The following is a 19,931-nucleotide window of genomic DNA, read 5'->3' on the forward strand; positions in this document are numbered from 1 at the left end:
GCTTAAAAGCCACATTAAGATAAAGAAAAACCAGTAATAATATTGTAACATATGAAGTATTATGCTTCTTTATATTTGTTTGAAATAATTATTACCGGTTGAATATATCATTTTTAAATACAGTTATTTTACTTGGTTCTGTGCAAGGTTTTATTATCAGCACGATGCTTTTCTTTTCAAAGAAGAATAAGCAATCAAACAGATTGTTGGCTGTATTAATTTTATTAATAGCTCTTGCGAGCTTTGATATATATGCATCTTATTCAGATTGGTTTGATTCTTCAACATTACAATTTCTTACCAACTTTATTCCCCTGATCATCGTTATGCCAACAGGGCCGCTGATATATTTTTATATTCAATCTTCACTAAACGATGATTTTAGATTTACCAGGAAAAAAGCTTCTCATTTTTACACAGTAATAATAGATATTATTCCGCAACTTATTGCAATTGTGTATATGATTGGATTATCTGCAGGCGTTTTTAAAAACAACTCAGCCCGCTGGGGCAATTTTATTGATATGTATAATGTATATGCAGATGTACCAAGATGGTTGAGTTTGAGTTTTTATGTATTGGCTTCCGCAAAATATCTCCGTTCAATAAAACAAAACAGCTCTGCCGGCTTTGAGAAAAAACTTAAATGGCTGCAGCAGTTTATTAATGTTTTCATGTTGTTCCAGGTTTGGTGGCTTATTTTTCTTATTCCATATATTATTCCTTCGGTTACCTATAAATTATTAGATGCTGTAGATTGGTATCCCATCTATATTCCACTTGCTGTAATTATTTACTGGCTTGGTATAAAAGGATACATTGTTTCGCAAATAGAAATGAATCTTATTAAAAAAGCGCAACCTGTTATTTCAACTTTACCTGCCGAAAAAATTTCGCAAACAATTGCTTTATTAAAAAAAAGCATGACAGATGATAAATTGTTTCTTCACTCAAATCTTAATTTGACTATTCTTTCCGAATACACTTCCATTCCACAAAAAACAATTTCGTTTGTTTTAAATCAAAGCCTGCACAAAAGCTTCAGCGAATTTGTGAATGAATATCGCATCGAAGCCTTTAAAGAAAAAATTAGACAACCTGAAACAGACAATCTTACAATTGCAGGCATTGCTTTGGAATGTGGCTTTAGTTCTCAGGCTACATTTCAAAGAACATTTAAACAGGTAACGGGCTTATCACCTTCTGAATTTCGCCGTACCATTTTACAAACACAATAATTAAGTTCTTATTCCAGGTTTAAAAGAGTTCTCAAATCCGGATTTGAGAACTATCATTTTCTCTTATTGGCCTTATTATTATGAAGTTTGCCCTATGATAATTCACCATATGAAAAAACTGATCATTATTTTACCGGTTTTTATTCTCAGCCATTTTGCAGCACAAACACAAAATACGAATGATACACTTGCCCAAAAGCTTGATGAATATCTTATTGCCGCAAACAAAGTGAATAAGTTTAATGGCAATGCATTGATTGTACAAAAAGGGAAGGTGGTTTTACAAAAGAGTTATGGTTATAAAAATTTTGCTGAGCATATTTTAAATGATTCCAATACGATTTTCCAAATTGGTTCGATCACCAAACAATTTACTGCTACAATTATTTTAAAATTACAGGAAGAAGGAAAACTATCCGTACATGATAAACTCAGCAAATATTTTCCGGAATTTAAATATGCTGATGAGATAACGATTGAAAATTTATTAACGCACACTTCGGGCATTTACAATTACACAAATGATATTGATGCCGGAGATGCAGCACTTGTTTGTAATCCCATCAATAAAAACCTGGCAATAGAAGTAATGCAGAAGCATGAACCCGATTTTAAACCAGGCACTACGTTCCGCTATAACAACTCGGGTTATTATTTACTTGGTTTGATAATTGAAAAAGTAACCGGTAAATCTTATGAACAAAATATTCGTGACCTGGTATTTACACCATTACAAATGGAGCATTCTTTATTCGATTTCTCACATTCTGCCGATACCAATATAGCCAAAGGATATCAATCTATTTCTAACAAGAGCCAGGTTGAAGCAACTGTATGGAGGTGGGATTCTACCGTTACGTATGCGGCTGGCGGCATCTGGAGCACAACGGGCGATATGTATAAATGGGCGCAGGCTATAGCTAGTAAAAGAATTATTTCGGCAACCTCATGGAAAGCTGCCACAACGCCGCACCTGCAGCATTATGGTTATGGCTGGGTGATTGACTCTGCATTTGGTAAAAAAGCAATTACTCACGGTGGTGGCATACCCGGTTTTATTGCTTATTTATGTTATTATCCCGATGAAGATGTTACAATTATTTTATTGAATAACTATGGTGGATTTGGCGATGCACTAAATGGCATAAATGGAGACTTGTCTGCCATTATTTTTAATAAACCATATAAATTATTGAAAGATTATGACAATAAAAGGCTGCCCGATGATATTCTGAAAAAATATGTTGGAAAATACGAGTTCGATAAAGATCATCACGTTTACGTTAGCATCCAAAATAAACAACTGCAAATGGAAGCGCCCGAAGGCGGTGTGCCCAAATCGCCTTTGTTTGCACAGGATGAAACTAATTTCTATCTTAAAGTTATTACTGCAAGGATTGAATTTTTAAAAGATGAATCAGGAAATATTACTGGCTTTATCTCACACTATAATGGTAAAGATGAATTTTGTAAAAAGATAAAATAAGTGATGTTGATGGGAGGTATTTAGTTGCATAAACAACTTTTATTACATTTGAATTCTCAAATGTATTTTATGCAGGAAGCTTATATTATAGCTGGTTATCGCACAGCCGTTACAAAAAGTAAAAGAGGCGGTTTTAGATTTTACAGGCCCGATGACCTGGCTATTGATGTAATAAAAGGATTGATGGCGGCCGTTCCGCAACTGGAAGCGCAGCGTATTGATGATGTAATTGTCGGCAACGCGGTTCCGGAAGCTGAACAGGGCTTACAGTTTGGGCGTATCATTGCTGCACGGGCGTTGGGCATTGAAGTGCCGGGCGTCACAGTAAACCGCTATTGCGCCAGCGGGTTGGAAACCATCGCCATCGCTACCGCTAAAATAAGAACAGGCATGGCCGATTGCATTATTGCCGGTGGTACAGAAAGTATGAGCCTGGTGCCAACCGCCGGCTGGAAAACGGTGCCTGCTTATTCCATAGCCAAAGATGAGCCGGATTATTATTTAGGCATGGGCTTAACCGCAGAAGCGGTTGCCAAAGAATTTAATGTAAGCCGTGAAGACCAGGATGCATTCGCACTCAGGTCGCACCAGAAAGCAAAGAAAGCAATTGAGGAAGGTCATTTTAAGAGCGGCATTTTGCCCATTAATGTTGAGCAGGTATATGTGGATGAAAAGAACAAGCGCAAAACAAAAACGAATACGGTTGATACAGATGAGGGCGTTCGGGCCGATACAACCATGGAAGCGCTGGCTAAACTTAAACCGGCATTTGCGCAAAATGGCAGCGTAACCGCAGGTAACTCTTCTCAAACCAGCGACGGTGCAGCTTTTGTAATTGTGATGGGCGAAAAAATGATGAACGAATTAGGCCTGAAACCAATGGGCCGTTTAAAAAATTGTGTTTCGGCAGGCGTGCATCCGCGGATTATGGGAATTGGCCCTGTGGCAGCCGTACCAAAAGTTTTGAAGCGGGCTAACATGAATTTAAGTGATATTGATTTGATTGAACTGAATGAAGCGTTTGCATCACAATCACTTGCCGTAATAAGGGAGCTTGGATTAAACCAGGATATTGTAAATATAAATGGCGGCGCTATTGCACTTGGGCATCCTTTGGGATGCACCGGCTGTAAATTAACGGTGCAGATATTGCACGATATGAAACGCCTCAATAAAAAATACGGGCTGGTTACGGCCTGCGTGGGCGGCGGTCAGGGTGTTGCAGGCATTATTGAGAATTTGTAAACACTGATTCCTGCATCTGCAATATTCCATATTTCCCATCCTGGTTGAATTAGCAGTCAGGAACAGTGTAATACTCAATGTTCAATACAAATATGTAAGCTATATAGATTTGTAAATTATCGCAATGTTTCAAATACGTGTTTTGCTGTGCTCCAGAATTCATCCAATGCGGTAATGCGGGGTTTAAAGAACGAAATGAGTTGGGGCCAGTCTTCCTGCTTAAAAATACTTACGTCATTGAGTTCAGTATAAATACGGCTGATGTATTTGCCATGTTCATCATGCGTGTGTAACTGCCATATCCATTCTTCATTTAATGCTTCATTCAGCAAGGAACGCAATTGCTTAAACTGCTCAAAATATAAAGCCTGGAGGCCGGTATCTTTATGTGTTAACTCAATTGCTATGAAAGCCTTTTTGTTATCAGCCTGCATCCTGAAATAAATGTCTTTCTCACCGGTTTTATAATTTATCCAGTTTATCCGTTCACCTTCAGCAGATAGAACAGGCTGCATATACTGGCCCAAGGCTGTCCAGAACTGTTGTTTTAATTGAGCGGCCTGCTGTTTTGAATACATGAAGATGTTATAAGATTTCCATAAATATTCAAACATACAGCAAAGCTGAATGCGCGCTAATAACAAATCCCACTTTCCAAATCAAGTTCATATACAAATCTTCGGGTTTGGTTGTTTTCTATTATTTCCGATAATGCAGCCGCTAATAAAGAAACACTTGCAGCTTGGACAGAACTCATATCCATAGAATAAATTTGTGGCCGGCTTTGTGAAATATTCTTTTCAAAAACAAACGCAAATGTGTTTTGTTGACGTATCAAGGGGCGCAAAGTATTGTTCACATTTAACCAGATTATTTTACCATCGCAAAAACCAACTGCACTCATCTCCGGCACAAATTTTCCTGAGTTGTCTTTAGTATATAATATAGTAGCCACTCTATCTTTAATAAATTCATATTCAGGAACTGAAGGGTTATTATTAATAAATTCAGCAAAAGATCTGTACACTCCTTTTTTTAATTTCGTATCTGTTAAAACAGGCAGGTAAAATCTTTGTGAATATCTATTCTGAATTTGATCCGATTTGTAAGCATGTTTTGCCAGACATCTTTTTATATTGAGTAAGGATGCTTTTTGTACCAAAATATGCAATACGTTAGATAGAATGTTATAATCATTTCCTCTTAAATCAAATGAAGTAATCGATGTATCGAGGCGCAGGGCAGGGAAATAAGTATTATTGTTTTGAATATAGGATTCTACCGAAAACCTTAACCTGTGATATACTCCGTTTTGGCCTTTACTATTCCTCTTAACTGTATCGAGCTCGGTTAACCGCAATTGTTTTATAAAACAAACAAGATTCATTGTGTCCTGCCCGGGTGAGAACAGCGTATTAATATAATCTCCGAGCGCTGTTGCAGTTCCATTCAATAAAGCTATTTTATCATAGCGCTTATTTTTGTTTCGTACCGCTCTATTCACTTTTGTTCCGATACAGCTTGTATCTGCGCGCACATCAATAAAAACAAAACTTTTGAAGGGTAAAATATCCTTATGAGCTACATCATTAGTATTTATATCGATTAATTTAATTTCTGATGCGCTGATAAAGGTCCTATCTCTTTTATAAATATTAATATCCTGAGAATATAAGCTTGCAGATAACAAGTTTACAATGCATATTAAAAAAGCTCTCAAAAGAATGTTCATGTTTAAGGGTTATGCTAAGAAAAGCAATAATACAAAAAAGGCTGCTTCTTTTCAGAAACAGCCTTAAGCATATAAAAGTTTTAAACTTATTCAAACCTTAAATCCAAACCTAAGCCGCGTAACTCATGTACCAATACATTGAATGATTCAGGAACACCAGCCCTTGTAATATTATCGCCTTTTACAATTGCCTCGTAGGTTTTTGCACGGCCAATAATATCATCAGACTTGATAGTGAGCAATTCCTGCAGAATATTGGCGGCACCATAAGCTTCGAGTGCCCAAACCTCCATTTCACCAAAACGCTGGCCGCCAAACTGTGCTTTACCACCCAGCGGCTGCTGTGTAATTAAGCTGTAAGGCCCGATGGAACGTGCGTGCATCTTATCGTCAACCATGTGGTGTAATTTAAGCATGTAAATAACACCCACTGTGGCTTTCTGATGAAAACGCTCACCTGTTTCCCCGTCGTAAAGGTAAGTATGGCCCATTGGCGGAAGACCCGCCTCTTTACATTTTTCCTCAATTTCATCGGTTGTGGCACCGTCGAATATCGGCGTGGCAAATTTGGCGCCTATCTTCTTTCCAACCCATCCTAAAATGGTTTCATAAATCTGGCCGAGGTTCATACGGCTTGGTACGCCAAGCGGGTTCAGCACAATATCAACCGGGGTACCATCTTCCATAAACGGCATGTCTTCATCGCGAACGATTTTGGCAACAATACCTTTATTTCCATGGCGGCCCGCCATTTTATCTCCTACTTTCAATTTACGTTTTACAGCGAGGTAAACTTTAGCCAGTTTCAATACGCCTGCAGGCAATTCATCACCTATAGAAATATTGAACTTTTCGCGTTTGTAGCGGCCAAGCTCTTCGTTGTATTTTATATTATAATTGTGCAAAAGGCGGTTGATAAGTTCATCTGTATCTGCATCACCAGTCCAACCCAATGGATTTACATTCTGATAGTCGATAGAACCAAGATTCTTTGCATTGAATTTGGCTGTTTTACCAACCAGCATTTCACCAAAGTTGTTAGTAACACCGGCAGAAGACTTGTCTTTCAAAAGTGTCTGCAGTTTTTCCAGCAGCACTTCTTTCTGATCGTCAACGTTCTTCTCATGAACTTTCTCTACTTTTTCGAGCAAAGCTTTTTCACGCACTTTACCATTTTTATCTTTTTTAGCGCGCTGGAAAAGCTTTTTATCAATCACCACACCTTCTGTTCCGTTAGGCGCTTTTAAAGAAGCATCTTTAGCATCGCCGGCTTTATCACCGAAGATGGCACGTAACAGTTTTTCTTCCGGTGTAGGATCACTTTCACCTTTGGGTGTAATCTTTCCGATTAAAATATCACCTTCCCGCACATGGGCGCCGATGCGGATAATACCATTTTCATCAAGGTCTTTTGTAGCCTCTTCAGAAACATTTGGAATATCAGGCGTTAATTCTTCTTCACCCAGTTTGGTATCGCGTACTTCCAGTTCAAACTCATCAATATGGATTGAAGTGAAAATATCATCACGAACCACTCTTTCGTTTATAACGATGGCATCCTCAAAATTGTATCCTTTCCACGGCATGAATGCTACCTGCAGGTTACGGCCTAACGCCAGTTCCCCATCTTTTGTAGCATAACCTTCAGTAAGAAAGTCACCGTTTTTTACTACCTGGCCTTTCTTTACAGCAGGCCTTAAAATAATGGAAGTTGACTGGTTTGTTTTGATGAATTTGGTCAACCGGTATTTTACCAGGTCATCTTCAAAGCTTACCAGCCTGTCAAGATCATTACGTTTGTAACGAACATGAATTTCTTTGGCATCAACATATTCAACCACGCCATCACCATCTGCATGTATCTGGATACGGGCATCACGGGCGGCTTTGCCTTCCAAACCCGTACCTACAATTGGCGCTTCAGGATTGATCAACGGAACCGCCTGGCGCTGCATGTTTGATCCCATCAATGCACGGTTGGCATCATCATGTTCAAGGAACGGAATCAGCGAAGCACTTAGACCAACAATCTGGTTTGGTGCAACATCCATATATTCAACTTCTTCTTTTTCAAGAATAGGGAAATCACCTGTTTGACGGCTTGCAATCCTGTCTTCAACAAAATTTCCTTTATCATCAAGGGGTACATTATTCTGTGCAATCTTGGCAGTATCTTCTTCTTCGGCGCTCAGGTAAGTGAGCTTTTTCATATCCACTTTACCATCATTTACTTTATGGTAAGGGGTTTCAATAAAGCCCATTTCATTTATGCGCGCATGCACACAGAGCGTAGAAATCAAACCGATGTTCGGTCCTTCCGGAGTTTCAATTGTACACAAACGGCCATAATGCGAGTAGTGTACGTCACGAACTTCAAAGCCTGCACGCTCACGGCTTAAACCACCGGGACCGAGGGCGGAAATACGGCGTTTATGGGTAATTTCTGAAAGCGGGTTAGTTTGATCGAGGAACTGTGATAACTGTGATGTACCGAAGAATGAGTTGATAACCGAAGAAAGCGTTCTTGCATTGATCAAATCAACTGGAGTAAATACTTCATTATCACGTACGTTCATTCTTTCACGAATGGTACGTGCCATACGGGCCAAACCCACGCCAAACTGAGCATATAATTGCTCGCCTACGGTACGTACGCGACGGTTGCTCAGGTGATCAATATCATCAATTTCTGCTTTCGCATTAGTTAGGCGAACCAGGTATTTAATGATCTCGATAATGTCTTCACGGGTTAAAACCTTGGTTTCAAGTTTGGTGGTTACATCAAGCTTACGATTGATTTTGTAACGGCCAACTTCACCAAGATCGTAACGCTTATCGCTGAAGAATAATTTATCAATAATACCACGAGCTGTTTCATTGTCCGGAGCGTCAGCGCCGCGCAACTGGCGGTAAATATGCTGAACGGCTTCCAGTTCACTGTTAGAGGTATCTTTATTTAAGGTATTATATATAATTGCGTAATCGCCGCCCACGTCTTCTTTCTGAATAAAAATGCTTTTAACGTCGAGTTCAGCAATCATTTCAATGGCATCTTCATCCAGCACGGTATCGCGTTCCATCACAATTTCGTTACGTTCAATGGAAACCACTTCACCGGTATCTTCATCCACAAAATCTTCTACCCAGGTCCTTAATACACGGGCTGCCAGTTTTTTACCAACATAAGCCTGTAAAGTTTTCTTATCAGCCTTTACTTCGTCGGCCATTCCGAAAAGTTCGAGAATGTCTTTATCGGTTTCATAACCAATAGAACGCAATAAAGTTGTAACCGGGAATTTCTTCTTACGGTCGATATAAGCATACATTACATTGTTAATGTCTGTAGCAAATTCCATCCAGGCACCTTTAAACGGGATTACCCTTGCAGAGTAAATTTTTGTACCGTTGGGGTGAACAGACTGGCCGAAGAATACACCGGGTGAACGGTGCAGCTGGGAAACCACCACGCGCTCAGCACCATTGATAACAAATGTGCCGCGGGGCGTCATATAAGGAATATTTCCAAGAAACACATCCTGAACGATGGTCTGGAAGTCAACGTGCTCTTCATCGTTACAGCTTAAACGCAGCTTTGCTTTAAGCGGAACAGCATAGGTGAGGCCACGTTCCATACACTCTTCGATGGTATAACGTGGCGGATCGATAAAATAGTCCAGGAATTCCAGCACGAAGATGTTGCGGGTGTCAGTGATAGGAAAATTTTCCTTAAACACTTTGAACAATCCTTCGTTGTTACGTTTATCAGGCGTGGTTTCTAACTGGAAAAAATCTCTGAATGACTCTAATTGAATATCTAATAAATCGGGAGACCCAGCAAGGTTTTTTGTTTTACCAAAGCTGACTCTGTTTTGCAATTTAGTTGATGACATATCTTAATTGATAGTTTTTCCGGAAAAATAAAATGGGACAGAACTTACGGGTTCTTAAGGCATTAAAAAGCAAACAATTAATTAACCTTACTGCCGCTTTTAGCCAACCGCCCAAATAAAAGGACGGCAAAGGTAAGTATAATACTGAAAATGAAAGTAAAATTTTAAATGTGGAATGAATGCGCGAAGTTAAAAAAATTATAATTAAAAATTCATTTAAGGCAATTAAAACTTTTGAAGTTAACCTCCACTTAATCTTAAAGCAAAATTTATCTCTCCAACTTATACTTAGGATACAGAAGCGTTGTTTTAGCTGGAAGCACCATAATACAGTAAATATTTACAAAAAAGGCCTGCCCTAAAAAGAGCTGGCCGTTGCTAACCTATGAAAAACACCTAGTTAAATATGATTAAAACCGCTGATTGGGTTTTCGTTTACTACTCTGCTTATTTGGCTTACTGCTGGAATTATTTTCCTTTTTTGGGCGTTGTACCTGATTTTGAGCCGGTTTACCTTGTGATTGCTTTTGCTGGCGGTTTCTAAGCTCATTTCGCAGGGCGTTGTTAAACTGCTTATCAGTAGTGTAAACTTTATTTACACGCTGACTATTGTTTCCCAAAACTTTTTTAAAGTTTCCTTTATAACGCTCCTTGATTTCAACAACCTTCTTTTCGAATGCAACTTCATCATCAGGGTACCGGCTTCTTGCCTGCCTGATCTCGCTAACATAGTTATTATATACGGGCCAAAAACTTTGCGCTTCCTGCGGTGTGAGATTTAATTCGCGGGTCATATAACCCATCTTTACCACTTCCACCCTGTTATTATCATCTCTATCAGAAGACTGCGCAAGACAAAAATAACTATGAAAGCATAAAAACAACAATAATGTAAAATTTTTTTTCATGATTCTCATCTTTATATACCTTCCTCTTTTTTTAAACTCTCTCCTTCATTTAAATACTGCTGTATTTCATCGTCAGGTATATCTTTTATAAGGATCTGTATGTCTGTATTTTGATTTTGAGGCTGATAATCTGCACCTACACCCGTAAAAACAGCCATACTGCTGTTTTCATTAAGGTATGATTCAATTTCGGAATCGCTTATATCTGCCAATTGCTGCTGGATATTGGCTTTTACTGTTGCAGCAACAGGCTGCGTGGTTTGTACAGGTTTTGTATTATTACCTGAAATAAAAAAATATCCGCCTGCAAATAAAACAGCGCCTATGCAGGCTGCAGCCGCATAATTTATCCATCTGTGGGATTTGCTGCCAATAGAAATTACTTTGGCTGATGGCTCGTTTTTACGAGCATGGCTTAAAGGAGTAAGCTCATCAAAATATTTTGCGGGCAGCGAATACACATTTTCCTTTGATATGGTATTTAATAAAGGAGCGATTTCTTCCAGCTCTTGCCTTACATTATTCTTTTTTTCAGCTTTTATTCTTTCAATAACATTGTTTGCAAATTCATCAAAGTATCCGCCGGGAACTGCAAAAACCCCTCCTTTGCGGCCTTGTAACTGCAGAGAAGGAGCATTTATTTTATCGAGAACTATATCGGAAAAATTCTTAAAATAATTTTCAGGCGCGGCATAAGGAGTAGTTGCTGGTAATTGGCTTACAAAAACATTAGCTATTGCATGGGAAGAAAGATTTCTAAAATAATCTTCCGGCACCGAATAATAATTTTTGTTGTTTGCCTGTATCAATGTTGCAGCACCGGCTTCTCTTAATTCATTCAATATATTAATATTTGTCTGCATCACTTTTTTTTGACCCCTGTATAGCTAAACCGTTTAATTATTTTTAATGAATTCCTCTATTTTTTTTACTGCATGATGATAACTCGCCTTCAAAGCACCTTCGCTGGTTTCTAAAATCCGGCTCATTTCCTCGTAAGGCATTTCATCATAATATCTTAAATTAAAAACAAGTCTTTGTTTTTCAGGCAATTGCTGTATAGCCAATTGAAGTTTCCATTCCAGGCGGTTGGCGTCAAAGTTTTTATCAGCCACAACCTTATTGGCCAGCCCGCTTTCGACAGCGCTGAGGCTGACGGCACTTTTTTTCTTCTGCTGTTCAAGAAATGTAAGGCTTTCATTAGTTGCTATGCGATATAACCATGTATAAAGCTGGCTGTCTTCCCTGAAATTTTCGAGGCCATTCCACACCTTTATAAAAACGTTTTGCAGCACATCATTGGCATCATCATGATCTATTACCATTCTGCGCACATGCCAGTATAATTTCTCCTGATACTTTTTAATAATAGCTGTAAATGCCCTTTCCTTTGTATCCGGCTGCCTGAACTGATGTAACAAATCCCTATCTTCAATTTGCATGCAGGGTTATTTTAAATAAAAAATCTAACCTGTTTATTTTGATAATACCTTAATTGAAAAGTTTAATAACAATAATGCTAATTAATTTAAAACGGCATTTTGCGCTTTAATCAGCTCTTCATCTTCCTTAATCTTAAGTTCCCATTCCCATGCAGTACGCATCATATCATCAAGATCATATGTAATATCCCAGTTCAAAGCTGATTTCGCAAGATCGTTATTGGCATAAATAGCCACCACATCTCCAGGCCTTCTCGGGCCTAACCTGTAATTTAACTTTCTGCCCGATACTTTTTCAAACGCTGCTATGGCTTCCAGCACCGTTACGCCATTGCCGCTTCCCAGGTTAAAGATCTCGCAGGCAGATTCATTCTTTTTATTGATGAGGAATTCCAAAGCAAGCGTATGCGCATGGGCAATATCGCAAACATGGATATAATCGCGGACACAACTGCCATCACGGGTGGGGTAATCTGAGCCATGAACCGTCATTTCCTGGATTTTACCGATAGCACATTGTGTAATGGCCGGAACGAGATTCTGCGGTCTTCCCAAAGGCAGTTCGCCAATCTGTATGGAAGGATGAGCACCAACCGGGTTAAAATAACGCAGCAATATGGTATTGCAGGCCTGCACTTTTGAAAAATCTTCAACAATCGTTTCACCCATTTGCTTGGTAGCGCCGTAGGGAGATTCTGCTTTTTTGGTGGGGGAAGATTCTGTAACTGGTATTTTATCAGGGTTTCCATATACAGTGCAGGAAGAAGAGAACACAAAATTCGGAATATTAAATTCCTTTGCACATTTAAGGATATTTACGAGAGAAAACAGGTTATTTTCATAATACATTAATGGTTCTGCAACGCTTTCGCCAACTGCTTTATAGGCTGCAAAATGTATAATGCCCTGTATATCTTCATTTTCCTGGAAAACAGCACGGGTTTCATCAAAATTTTTAAGGTCAACATTATAATTTTTGATGTTTCTGCCCGTAATTTTTTCAATGCCATCAAGCAGGTAAGTACCCGAACGTGAATTATCGTCAATTGAAATTACTTCATAGCCATTTTCCAGTAAATCAACCACGGTATGCGCACCAATATAGCCGCAACCTCCAGTAACCAGTATTTTTTTCATAGTAAAAAATATGGTTGCAAAATAAGGAAACTAAGCAGAAAAGAGATGGAAGAACCAATATAATCCTGCCGCTAACAGTGCACTTACAGGTATGGTTAATATCCAGGCCCAGACGAGGTTTATAGTTATACCCCAGCGAACGGCACTTAAACGTTTGGTGGCGCCAACACCTACTATGGAGCCCGCAATTGTATGCGTGGTACTTACAGGCGCCCCGAGATTGGCTGCCGTAAATAAAGTAATAGCGCCGGCAGTTTCAGCCATTACACCTTCCAGCGGGGTAACTTTTGTAATTCGTGATCCCATTGTTTTCACAATTCTCCATCCACCGCTCATGGTGCCAAGGCCAATTGCCGTATAACACATAAAAGGCACCCATGAAGGTATCTGGCTAATATCAGGAATTACATTTTCAGCTACCATGGCGGCTCCTATAATCCCAATAACTTTTTGCGCATCACTTCCGCCATGCCCAATACTGAAAGTGGCAGAAGAAACCAATTGCAGCCGTTTGTACATATTGGTGGTTCTGGCAGCGGTTTCACCCCTGAAATAATTATAAAAATAAGATGCAAGAAAAATAATGCCCAATGCCAATAACCCCCAAAATTCAAAAGGCTTTTTAAAGTCAATGAAGACAAGGCAGACTGTTAAGGTAGCAACGATTATCGTTATTTTAAGCCAGAAGTTTCTTTGTATGGTTACCAGCGTTATAAACATGGAAATAACCATACCAATTACAGGCGCCAATAAAATAAAAAGTATAGTAAGGCTGATACCACCGTTTAGCGACCAGTTAATGCTGTCAAAACCTGAATGGGCAATGGCAGCACCGGCAAACCCCCCGATTAATGTGTGGGATGAGGATGAGGGAATACCATACCACCAGGTAAGCAAATTCCATATAATAGATGCGATAACACCTGCCAGTACTACCGTTGAATCGTAAGAGCCGCTATTTACAGTTTTTGCTACGGTGTTAGCCACTTCATGATCGCGAAAAATAAAATAGGCAACAAAGTTGAAAAATGCTGCCCATATCACAGCCTGAAATGGTGTGAGCACTTTGGTGGATACAATGGTGGCAATGGAATTTGCCGCATCGTGAAACCCGTTAATATAATCAAATACTACTGCAAGAATTATAATTACAATTAATAATGTAGACATGCGATAGGATAAGTTTCGTTTAAATGGCTAAGAATACTTGATAATGATGGTTTCTATCGCATTGCCTGCATCTTCACATTTATCAGTTGCAGTTTCCATAGCATGATAAACTTCCCTTTTCTTTATAAGCATTTTTATATCCTGTTCAAGATCGAAAAGACGCTCAACGCTCAAATCATAAATATCATCTGCCTGGTTTTCTATGCTGTTTATTTTAACCAATGCTGTTGTCATAGCCTGCAGGTCCCGCATATTTCGTAAACCCCGCACAGCGGTTTTTAATTCCTGCACGCCAAACGAAATAAGGTTGGCCAGTTTAATTATGCCTTCATCGTCGTTTGTTATATTATAGAATGTCATACGCTTTGCTGAAGCGTAAATGTAATCGGCAACATCGTCAAGTGCGGTGGCTAAAAAATGGATGTCTTCCCGGTCAAAAGGAGTTATAAATGTTCTGCCGAGCTCTGTATAAACACGATGTGTAATGTCATCGTTTTTATGCTCTGCATTTTCAATTTCACTTAATATCGCAAACCGCTTATCCCGTTCTCTTTCAATAATAAGTTTCTTCAACAGCTCGCTCATTTCATAAACCGTATCAACAACTTCTTCAAAAAGTGAATAAAAAATCCTGTCCTTAGGCTGAAAAATTTTCATGAAGGAATTAAATGCCATAGCTCAGTTTTTGCAAAAATGAAGGAATACATATCATCCTGTCCGCAATATTTGAATTGGTAATAATTTCTTAACATTAGCAAATTAATACACATTCGCCACAAAACTTAAAATCCGGCAATTTTATAAAAGGGATATTTTTTATTTTTTTTCGTTCTGAAAAAGATATGCGTATTTTTTTAAATACTGAAAACTCAACATTATGTGTATAAATAAAACAATTGCATACACGAGAAAGAAATAAGATGTTATCCTGATGTAATTCTCAAAGTCAGCTTTATTCATTTTAAATTCAGCACCTGCATTCTCCTTAGCCTGAGCTGTAATTTGTTGCAGCATTTCCGGATGCATTAAAAAAATTGTACACTGTGTTATCATTAATAAAGAAAATACAGTGCTGGCAATTGCATTTACCCTAAGCCAGTCCTTAGATGATTTTCCCAGAAATTTTTTGCCATCAAAGCCTCTTATTAAAAAATTAAGCGAAGCGAATGTGTAAATGGCAATACAGGCAATTAGAAAAAGCGGAAGAAGCATAGCAGGGTTGGCAAATGCGGCCCGGATTAACAACAATATTGCTATAGAAAACAAAATAGCCATCGGCAACAGCAAAAAGCTCAATATGCGATATATGGTAAGTTTCATCATTTTTCTTGTTAGGCAGGGTTTTTCTTCTTTTTTATCACTGCTAATTACGGTTTCTTAAAACATAATTAGCAAAACATAATTTACAAATAAGCCGGATATAAAAAATTATCCGGCTCATTATTCAGTATAATAACATTAAAAAACTAAACCCGCAAAATCAAATAAACAAGTGCGAAGTTATATCAACTTTCTCAAAAATTAGCAGCCGTAAATATGCAACCCATTCATATAATATTTTCACTCAGTCAGAATAAATACCCTTCATTGGTTTTTGCAAAAAGCAAGCATATCCAGTTATCTTTTTCAAGTTTATGCTTCAATTCAAATTTTGCGCTGCCAGCAGTTGCCGTAATAATTTTTTCATCTTCTTTTAAAAGGCCGCTTAATAAAAGAAGCCCGCCTTGCGCCAGTTGAAGATTAAACAGCCGGAAATTCTCCTGTATAATATTACGTGTAATATTAGCAAGAATAATATCAAACACGCCTTCAGCATTTGCATTGTCAGCCATTTTCAATTCTATGCCATCAATGTTGTTATTAATAAAATTCTCTGCTGCATTTTCTATACTGAAACTGTCGTTATCAATGGCAACAATTTTTGCTGCACCGAGCTTATATGCAAGAATAGCGAGTATGCCGGTGCCGGTGCCAAAATCCAAAACAATTGTATCCTTAAAATCAATGGCCTGCATTTGTTGTATCATCATAAACGTAGTGGCATGATGCCCGGTGCCAAAACTCATTTTTGGCGTTACAATAATTTCATACTGTATATTTTTTATGGGTTGATGAAATGAAGCCCTTAAAGCGCAGTCACCAATTATCACCGGTTGAAAATTCGACTCCCATACGTGGTTCCAGTTTACATCGGGCAATTCGGTTGCTGAATAATTTAATTGCATTTTTTCAGCGAGAGTGTGTAACATTTCTTCATCGTACAAATCAAGCGAAATAAATGCTTTTAACTGGCGCGCCTGCTCTTCAAAGCCTTCAAAATGCATTTCAGAAAGCAACGCAATTAATATTTCTTTTTGTTCTTCGGATAAGGCTTTAAAGCTTATTTCAATATAATCCATAACCAAATTGTTTTTACCAAATTTCAAACGAATATCCGTGCAAAAACAAACGTAAGTTTTATTCTAAAATGTTAAATGCTTAGAAGACATTTTTATAAATGAATATAAATTCATTTAATTTTGCAGCGTGAAATTAAAAGATGAAAATAAAATAGCCCGCATTTACAAGGCAACCTTAAAACTCGTTAAAGCAACAGGCCTTTCAGGCATAACGATGCAGGCTGTGGCTAAGGAAGCTAAAATTGCAACGGGCACACTATATATTTATTTTCAGAATAAAGAAACATTAATTGCAAGCGTTTTCCACGAGTGCATAAAAAATTCACAAGGCAGCTTTTTTAAAAATTATGATGCCAAAGCACCTTTTAAGGTTGGGTTTCATACCATTTGGCTTAATATATTGCACCACAGGCTTTTACGGTTTGAAGAAAGCCTTTTTATAGAACAGGCTTTTCATTCCCCTTATATAGATGAACAGATAAAAGTTGAAGCTAAAAAAATGTTTGAACCTTTAAAAGAACTATTAGCCCGCGGAAAAAAAGAACACCTCGTAAAAGATGTTGATAATTTCTGGCTCACCGCTTTTATGATTGGAAGCATCAACGAAATATCCAGGAGGGTAAATTATTATAATAAAAAACTTAATCCCGAAGTAATAGACCTGAATTTTCAATTATGCTGGGATGGCATTAAAGCGTAATTTTTTTTATTTAAACTGAATTTATATTCATTGTTAATATAATATATGAAGCATAAAAAATATATACGGCTGGCATTGGTGCTTGTTTTGTTTTCTTTCATTAAAATAAATGCGCAGGAAAGTAAAACACTTACTTTAAATGAAGCTATTGAATTAGGTATTAAAAACAGCAAACAGTTAAAACTAAGCCAGTCAAAAATTGATGAGGCAGTTGCAGCTACAAAACAGGCAGCAGAAGCAAGATTGCCTGATGCAAGCATAAGCGGCTCATATTTACGATTAACCAAGCCCAACGTTAATTTAAAAGGCTTTGGCAGCGATAGCAGCGGCGGTTTTACGTCCCCAACTATTTCACAGGCATTATATGGATCAGCCAATGCTTCATTACCCATTTATGCAGGTTCAAAAATTAAGTATGGCATTGAATCTGCAAAATATCTTGAACAGGCCACAAGGCTTGATGCCGAACATGATAAGGAAGCAGTAACGCTTAATATAATTGCGGCCTATATCAATTTATACAAAGCCAGTGCTTCAGCGAAAGTAGTAGAAGAAAATCTTGAACAATCAAGGTTGCGCGACAGCAATTTCGCAAGCCTTGAAAGAAACGGTTTGCTTGCAAGAAATGATATGCTCAGGGCACAGTTGCAAACATCCAATTTTGAACTGGCACTTGTGGATGCACAGAACAGCATACAGCTTGCCACCGTTAATATGAACATATTATTAGGCCTTCCTGAATCAACTGTACTAATAGTAGATTCTTCAGGCATAACAAACCCTACTGGGCTGCAGTCAATTGAAGCGTATGAACAATCTGCAGACACAGGCCGTAACGATGTGCAGGCACTCAATTACCGCAGCAAAGCCGCAGATGCAGCCGTGAAAATAGCCAAAGGCGATTATTACCCGAGCCTTGCTTTAACAGGCGGCTATGTGGCTGCACATGTTCCAAAATTGCTTACAATAACCAATGCTGTTACGTTTGGTCTTGGCGTGAAGTATGACATCGGCTCATTATGGAAAACAAAATCAAAAGTGCAGCAGGCTGAAGCCCAGGCGCAGCAATTGCAGATAACCAGGGATATGATGACGGATAACATTCATCTAGCCATTAACCAGGCTTATCAAACATATTTAACCGATATTAAAAAGATAGAAGTAAATAATAAAGCAGTGTTGCAGGCAAATGAAAATTACCGGATCAGTAAAAACAAATATGATAACAGCCTGCTTTTATTAACAGACCTGCTTGATGCCAACGTTGAACAGCTACGCGCCAATCTCGACCTTGAGGTATCAAAGGCTGATGCAGCACTTGACTATTATACATTACAGCAAACAGCAGGATTACTTAAATAAGATAACTATTCAACACTGATATAATTATGGCAACACAGGAAACCGGCAGCAACGCTGCTCCCAAAAAAAGAAGTAAGGCATTTTTAATTGTGCTTATACTGCTGGTGCTTGCTGGCGGCAGCTTTGGTGTAAGCAAATACATACACTCCCTGCACCATGAAGAAACAGATGATGCACAGGTGGAGGCACACATTAATCCTGTAATTCCAAAAATTTCAGGATATGTAACGGAGGTGCGGATAAAAGACAACCAGCGCGTAAAGAAAGGAGATACCTTACTTGTGCTCGACGACCGTGATTTTAAACTCAAACTGGAACAGGCAGAAGCTGCCTTAACTACTGCTGAAAGTAACCTTACATCAGCAAAAGCAAGCACAAATGCCTCCGCCGCAAATATTGCTACATCGCAGGCTGCAATAGGCGCAGTGGATGCGCAAATAGAAGCAGCCAAAGTAAATGTATGGCGCACCACGCAGGATTATAACCGATATGCCAATCTTATAAGAGATCATTCGGTAACGCAGCAACAATATGAGCAAGTGCTGGCTGCAAAAGAAACAGCAGAAAAACAATTGCTCGTATTACAGCAGCAGAAAGCACAGGCCGCAAGGCAAACCAATGCAATTAGCTCACAAAGCAATGCTACATCAACACAGATAGGGCTTGCCAGCTCAACCATCAAACAACGTCAGGTGGATGTGGATGATGCAAAGCTTAATCTTTCCTACACCGTTATCACCGCGCCTGCTGATGGCATTATTTCCAAAGTGAATGTGCAGGAGGGCCAGTTTCTTTCAGCCGGCCAGGCCACTTTCAGCATTGTACAGGATAATGATATTTGGGTAGTTGCCAACTTTAAAGAAACACAGTTTGACGACCTTAAAATCGGGCAGAAAGTTATTATAGAAGCAGATGCGCTTCCGGGCCATGAGTTTGAAGCAAAGCTTGCTTCGTTCTCACCCGCAACGGGTTCGCGCTTTGCTTTGTTGCCGCCGGATAACGCCAGCGGAAACTTTGTAAAAACAGTTCAGCGTTTACCGGTTAGAATTGAATTCACTAACCCGCAGGATTCATTGGTAAAGCAATTGAAAGCTGGTATGAATGTATATGTAGATGTGCATTTGGATTAATAGCTGGACGGGGATTTACAGGATTAAATTATCAGCAGGATTCTTTGAAAATTTTATTTATTGACTGCATTCATCACCACACAAGGTGTAAC

At 38.7% G+C, this 19,931-nt stretch carries 17 protein-coding genes; 6 read left to right on the forward strand and 11 right to left on the reverse strand.

Going from position 1 to position 19,931, the window contains the following annotated elements:
* The first annotated feature begins 206 nt into the window (after window positions 1-206).
* The 3 genes from ACTHN6_RS19110 to ACTHN6_RS19120 all read left to right on the forward strand — a co-directional run bounded on the left by ACTHN6_RS19110 (window position 207) and on the right by ACTHN6_RS19120 (window position 3,969).
* The gene (locus tag ACTHN6_RS19110; protein WP_440437380.1) at window positions 207-1,238 is read left to right on the forward strand and encodes a helix-turn-helix domain-containing protein; all 1,032 of its coding nucleotides are present in this window, start codon (window positions 207-209) and stop codon (window positions 1,236-1,238) included.
* Between the two features lie 109 nt (window positions 1,239-1,347).
* Window positions 1,348-2,724, forward strand: coding sequence for a serine hydrolase (locus ACTHN6_RS19115; RefSeq protein ID WP_440437381.1), 1,377 nt, complete (start codon window positions 1,348-1,350; stop codon window positions 2,722-2,724).
* A 69-nt stretch (window positions 2,725-2,793) separates the two neighbouring features.
* A complete protein-coding gene (locus ACTHN6_RS19120) occupies window positions 2,794-3,969 on the forward strand; it encodes a thiolase family protein (RefSeq protein ID WP_440437382.1) in 1,176 nt (391 codons plus the stop codon).
* 116 nt (window positions 3,970-4,085) lie between these two features.
* On the opposite strand, the gene ACTHN6_RS19125 is transcribed toward ACTHN6_RS19120, so the two are convergent.
* The 11 genes from ACTHN6_RS19125 to prmA form a co-directional block, all read right to left on the reverse strand.
* Complete coding sequence (locus ACTHN6_RS19125; protein ID WP_440437383.1) at window positions 4,086-4,583, reverse strand: DUF4268 domain-containing protein; 498 nt, start codon at window positions 4,581-4,583, stop codon at window positions 4,086-4,088.
* A gap of 20 nt (window positions 4,584-4,603) precedes the next feature.
* Window positions 4,604-5,701, reverse strand: coding sequence for a hypothetical protein (locus ACTHN6_RS19130; RefSeq protein ID WP_440437384.1), 1,098 nt, complete (start codon window positions 5,699-5,701; stop codon window positions 4,604-4,606).
* Between the two features lie 86 nt (window positions 5,702-5,787).
* Window positions 5,788-9,591 (reverse strand): DNA-directed RNA polymerase subunit beta, encoded by a 3,804-nt coding sequence (rpoB, locus tag ACTHN6_RS19135; protein WP_440437385.1) that lies wholly within the window; start codon window positions 9,589-9,591, stop codon window positions 5,788-5,790.
* Window positions 9,592-10,001: 410 nt separating this feature from the next.
* A complete protein-coding gene (locus tag ACTHN6_RS19140) occupies window positions 10,002-10,499 on the reverse strand; it encodes a hypothetical protein (RefSeq protein ID WP_440437386.1) in 498 nt (165 codons plus the stop codon).
* Between the two features lie 11 nt (window positions 10,500-10,510).
* The gene (locus ACTHN6_RS19145; protein ID WP_440437387.1) at window positions 10,511-11,362 is read right to left on the reverse strand and encodes a hypothetical protein; all 852 of its coding nucleotides are present in this window, start codon (window positions 11,360-11,362) and stop codon (window positions 10,511-10,513) included.
* Between the two features lie 33 nt (window positions 11,363-11,395).
* Window positions 11,396-11,941, reverse strand: coding sequence for an RNA polymerase sigma factor (locus ACTHN6_RS19150; RefSeq protein WP_440437388.1), 546 nt, complete (start codon window positions 11,939-11,941; stop codon window positions 11,396-11,398).
* Window positions 11,942-12,022: 81 nt separating this feature from the next.
* Window positions 12,023-13,078, reverse strand: coding sequence for a UDP-glucose 4-epimerase GalE (gene galE, locus ACTHN6_RS19155; protein ID WP_440437389.1), 1,056 nt, complete (start codon window positions 13,076-13,078; stop codon window positions 12,023-12,025).
* 30 nt (window positions 13,079-13,108) lie between these two features.
* Window positions 13,109-14,248, reverse strand: a complete 1,140-nt coding sequence (locus ACTHN6_RS19160) for an anion permease (protein WP_440437390.1) — start codon at window positions 14,246-14,248, stop codon at window positions 13,109-13,111.
* Between the two features lie 27 nt (window positions 14,249-14,275).
* Entirely contained in the window at window positions 14,276-14,923 is a 648-nt protein-coding gene (locus tag ACTHN6_RS19165; protein WP_440437391.1) for a DUF47 domain-containing protein, read from the reverse strand.
* Between the two features lie 141 nt (window positions 14,924-15,064).
* The gene (locus ACTHN6_RS19170) at window positions 15,065-15,571 is read right to left on the reverse strand and encodes a hypothetical protein (protein WP_440437392.1); all 507 of its coding nucleotides are present in this window, start codon (window positions 15,569-15,571) and stop codon (window positions 15,065-15,067) included.
* Between the two features lie 245 nt (window positions 15,572-15,816).
* A complete protein-coding gene (gene prmA / locus ACTHN6_RS19175; RefSeq protein ID WP_440437393.1) occupies window positions 15,817-16,647 on the reverse strand; it encodes a 50S ribosomal protein L11 methyltransferase in 831 nt (276 codons plus the stop codon).
* Between the two features lie 127 nt (window positions 16,648-16,774).
* Here prmA and ACTHN6_RS19180 point away from each other — a divergent pair, with 127 nt between their 5' ends.
* The 3 genes from ACTHN6_RS19180 to ACTHN6_RS19190 are packed head-to-tail and all read left to right on the forward strand — an operon-like array spanning window position 16,775 to window position 19,839.
* Complete coding sequence (locus ACTHN6_RS19180; RefSeq protein ID WP_440437394.1) at window positions 16,775-17,347, forward strand: TetR/AcrR family transcriptional regulator; 573 nt, start codon at window positions 16,775-16,777, stop codon at window positions 17,345-17,347.
* Between the two features lie 45 nt (window positions 17,348-17,392).
* Window positions 17,393-18,709 (forward strand): TolC family protein, encoded by a 1,317-nt coding sequence (locus ACTHN6_RS19185; protein WP_440437395.1) that lies wholly within the window; start codon window positions 17,393-17,395, stop codon window positions 18,707-18,709.
* 26 nt (window positions 18,710-18,735) lie between these two features.
* Window positions 18,736-19,839, forward strand: a complete 1,104-nt coding sequence (locus ACTHN6_RS19190) for an HlyD family secretion protein (protein WP_440437396.1) — start codon at window positions 18,736-18,738, stop codon at window positions 19,837-19,839.
* Window positions 19,840-19,931: the final 92 nt, after the last annotated feature.

Source organism: Parafilimonas sp., assembly GCF_051953455.1.
Taxonomy (GTDB): domain Bacteria; phylum Bacteroidota; class Bacteroidia; order Chitinophagales; family Chitinophagaceae; genus Parafilimonas.

What these genes read in the sequence shown, in the direction of transcription:
- ACTHN6_RS19130 (WP_440437384.1), bottom strand. Translation starts at nt 5,701, where the DNA reads ATGAACATTCTTTTGAGAGCTTTTTTAATATGCATTGTAAACTTGTTA.
- ACTHN6_RS19115 (WP_440437381.1), top strand. Translation starts at nt 1,348, where the DNA reads ATGAAAAAACTGATCATTATTTTACCGGTTTTTATTCTCAGCCATTTT.
- ACTHN6_RS19185 (WP_440437395.1), top strand. Translation starts at nt 17,393, where the DNA reads ATGAAGCATAAAAAATATATACGGCTGGCATTGGTGCTTGTTTTGTTT.
- ACTHN6_RS19170 (WP_440437392.1), bottom strand. Translation starts at nt 15,571, where the DNA reads ATGATGAAACTTACCATATATCGCATATTGAGCTTTTTGCTGTTGCCG.
- prmA (WP_440437393.1), bottom strand. Translation starts at nt 16,647, where the DNA reads ATGGATTATATTGAAATAAGCTTTAAAGCCTTATCCGAAGAACAAAAA.
- ACTHN6_RS19150 (WP_440437388.1), bottom strand. Translation starts at nt 11,941, where the DNA reads ATGCAAATTGAAGATAGGGATTTGTTACATCAGTTCAGGCAGCCGGAT.
- ACTHN6_RS19145 (WP_440437387.1), bottom strand. Translation starts at nt 11,362, where the DNA reads ATGCAGACAAATATTAATATATTGAATGAATTAAGAGAAGCCGGTGCT.
- ACTHN6_RS19190 (WP_440437396.1), top strand. Translation starts at nt 18,736, where the DNA reads ATGGCAACACAGGAAACCGGCAGCAACGCTGCTCCCAAAAAAAGAAGT.
- ACTHN6_RS19120 (WP_440437382.1), top strand. Translation starts at nt 2,794, where the DNA reads ATGCAGGAAGCTTATATTATAGCTGGTTATCGCACAGCCGTTACAAAA.
- ACTHN6_RS19165 (WP_440437391.1), bottom strand. Translation starts at nt 14,923, where the DNA reads ATGGCATTTAATTCCTTCATGAAAATTTTTCAGCCTAAGGACAGGATT.
- galE (WP_440437389.1), bottom strand. Translation starts at nt 13,078, where the DNA reads ATGAAAAAAATACTGGTTACTGGAGGTTGCGGCTATATTGGTGCGCAT.
- ACTHN6_RS19140 (WP_440437386.1), bottom strand. Translation starts at nt 10,499, where the DNA reads ATGAAAAAAAATTTTACATTATTGTTGTTTTTATGCTTTCATAGTTAT.
- rpoB (WP_440437385.1), bottom strand. Translation starts at nt 9,591, where the DNA reads ATGTCATCAACTAAATTGCAAAACAGAGTCAGCTTTGGTAAAACAAAA.
- ACTHN6_RS19160 (WP_440437390.1), bottom strand. Translation starts at nt 14,248, where the DNA reads ATGTCTACATTATTAATTGTAATTATAATTCTTGCAGTAGTATTTGAT.
- ACTHN6_RS19125 (WP_440437383.1), bottom strand. Translation starts at nt 4,583, where the DNA reads ATGTTTGAATATTTATGGAAATCTTATAACATCTTCATGTATTCAAAA.